Raw genomic sequence first — 2384 nt, 5'->3', positions numbered from 1 at the left:
GCCCGGAGACAGGACGGCGGGCCCGCGCCGGAGGCGGCGAGCCGCCCGGCCGCCGGACCGGAGCAGCCGGAGGACTCGACCAGGCAAGGGGAGGCATCTCGTGGGCGCTGACCGTGAGGGGAGCGGTCGGCGGGGGCCGGCACGCGTGGTGGCGTACGCCGTCTGCGGCGTCGTACTGCTGGCGGGGTGTGCGTCGATGCCCGACAGCGGGGATCTGCGGGGCGTGGAGTCCACGCCGCGGCAGGACCCGCAGGTGCGGGTGTTCGCGATGCCGCCACGGGAGGACGACTCGCCCACGGAGATCGTGCAGGGCTTCCTGGAGGCCCTGACCAGCAACGAGCCGGAGTACGAGACGGCACGCAAGTACCTGACGGGTGAGGCCGCGCGGACCTGGGAGCCGGAGCGGTCCACGACGGTGCTCGCGGGCGGGCCGGGCACCGAGTCCGACCACTCCGGAAGCCGCGAGGACGCCGACGACTACTCGGTCACGCTGACCGGCACCAGGGTCGCCACGGTGGACGGGCAGCAGTCGTACTCGCCGGCGGACGGGCAGTACCGCGAACCGGTGCACCTCACCCGGGACAACAAGAGCGGGCAGTGGCGCATCGACGCGCTGCCGCAGGGCGTCATCGTGGGCAAGTCGGACTTCCAGCGCACCTACATGTCCGTCAACAAGTACTACTTCGCCTCGAACACCGATCACGCCACGCAGGCCGGTACGACCCAGCAGCCGGCGGCCGTCGCCGATCCGGTCTACGTGCGCCGGCTCGTGGAGCCCATGACCCAGGTGGTGCGTTCCCTGATCAGCGGGCCGACGAGCCTGCTCGGGCCGGTGGTCAGGTCGAGCTTCCCGACCGGTACGGCGCTGGCGAAGAACACCGACTCGCTGACGCCCGACGACCACAACAAGCTGACGGTGCGGCTGAACGACCGGGCGGCCGGCGTCGGCCCCGACAAGTGCGACGAGATGGCGGCCCAGCTGCTCTTCACGCTGAAGGACCTCACCCCGGTGGTGGACGAGGTCGAGCTGCGGTCGGGCGATGAGCGGCTGTGCTCCCTCACCGAGGACCGGGCCGAGACGGTCGCGACGCGCGGTTCGGCCCAGCGGCCCGACTACCTGTACTTCATCGACGACGAGGAACGCCTGGTGCGCATCGCCGCGGGCAGCAGCGGGACCCGGCCGGAACCGGTCCCCGGTGCCCTGGGCGAGGGCGTGGCGGCCCTGCGGTCGGTGGCGGTGTCGCGGGACGAGCACAGCGCGGCCGGCATTCGTCTCGACAACAAGTCGTTGTACGTCGGCTCGCTGGTGTCGGGCGGTTCGCTCGGTGACCCCGTGCTGGTCAGCAAGGGCAAGACGGAGGAGAACCGGCTGACGCCGCCCAGCTGGGACGCGCAGGGCGACCTGTGGATCGCCGACCGTGACCCGGCCGACCCACGCCTGCTGCTGCTCAAGGAGGGCAAGGGCCGGCCCGTGGAGGTGCGGACCCCGGGGCTGGACGGGCGGATCCAGGCCGTGCGGGTGGCGGCCGACGGCGTGCGGATCGCGCTCATCGTGGAGAAGGACGGCAAGCGGTCCCTGCTCATCGGACGGATCGAACGGGACGGGAAGGCCGACGAACCGTCCTCGGTCACCGTCCTAGAACTGCGCTCAGCGACGCCGGAGCTGGAGGAGGTCACGGCCATGTCGTGGGCCGGTGACAGCCGGCTCGTGGTGGTCGGGCGCGAGCGCGGGGGCGTCCAGCAGATCGGATACGTGCAGGTCGACGGCTCCACGCCGGAGGCCTCGGTGCCCGCCGCGCTGACCGGCGTGAAGGAGATCGCCGCGACCGAGGACGAGCGGTTGCCGCTGGTGGCGTACTCGGAGGACGCGATCGTGCGGCTGCCGTCGGGGCTGCAGTGGCAGAAGGTGACGGAGGGGACGGCGCCGGTCTATCCGGGGTGAGGCATCCGGCTTCGCCGCCGCGGGCTTTCACTCGGGTGGGGGACGGGTGGCGGGCAGGCTCGGAGTTTTCCACAAGGAGCCCTCCCGCGTTTTCCACAGGCCTGGTCGAGCCCCGCGGGCCTTGGCACAGTGGTGGCCATGCGGGGATTGCGGGAATGGTGGCGGGACCTCACCGACCTGGTGCTGCCGGCCGAGTGCGGAGGCTGCGGCAGGGGCCGCACGGTGCTGTGCCCCCGGTGCCGTACGGCGCTGAGCGGCGCCGCGCCGTGCCGGGTGCGGCCGGTGCCGGAGCCGCCGGGGCTGCCGGTGGTGCACGCGGCCGCCCGGTACGCGGACGAGGCACGGGCCGCCCTGCTGGCACACAAGGAGCGCGGCGTGCTGGCCCTCACGGCACCGCTCGGCATGGCGCTGGCAGGGGCGGTGCGGGCCGGGCTCCGGGAGG

Annotated in this window: 1 protein-coding gene and 1 pseudogene; both read left to right on the top strand. The window is 73.1% G+C overall.

Features of this window, described 5'->3' with window-relative positions:
• The first annotated feature begins 100 nt into the window (after positions 1–100).
• Positions 101–1942 (top strand): LpqB family beta-propeller domain-containing protein, encoded by a 1842-nt coding sequence (locus EBH09_RS14165; RefSeq protein WP_121747281.1) that lies wholly within the window; start codon positions 101–103, stop codon positions 1940–1942.
• A gap of 147 nt (positions 1943–2089) precedes the next feature.
• Positions 2090–2384, top strand: a pseudogene (locus tag EBH09_RS38900) (ComF family protein); the annotation flags it as partial.

It is taken from the genome of Streptomyces sp. E2N166 (assembly GCF_003671715.1).
Taxonomy (GTDB): Bacteria; Actinomycetota; Actinomycetes; order Streptomycetales; family Streptomycetaceae; genus Streptomyces; species Streptomyces thinghirensis.
Note: the sequence above shows the minus strand (reverse complement) of the source record. Positions and strands in the feature narration are given on the sequence as shown.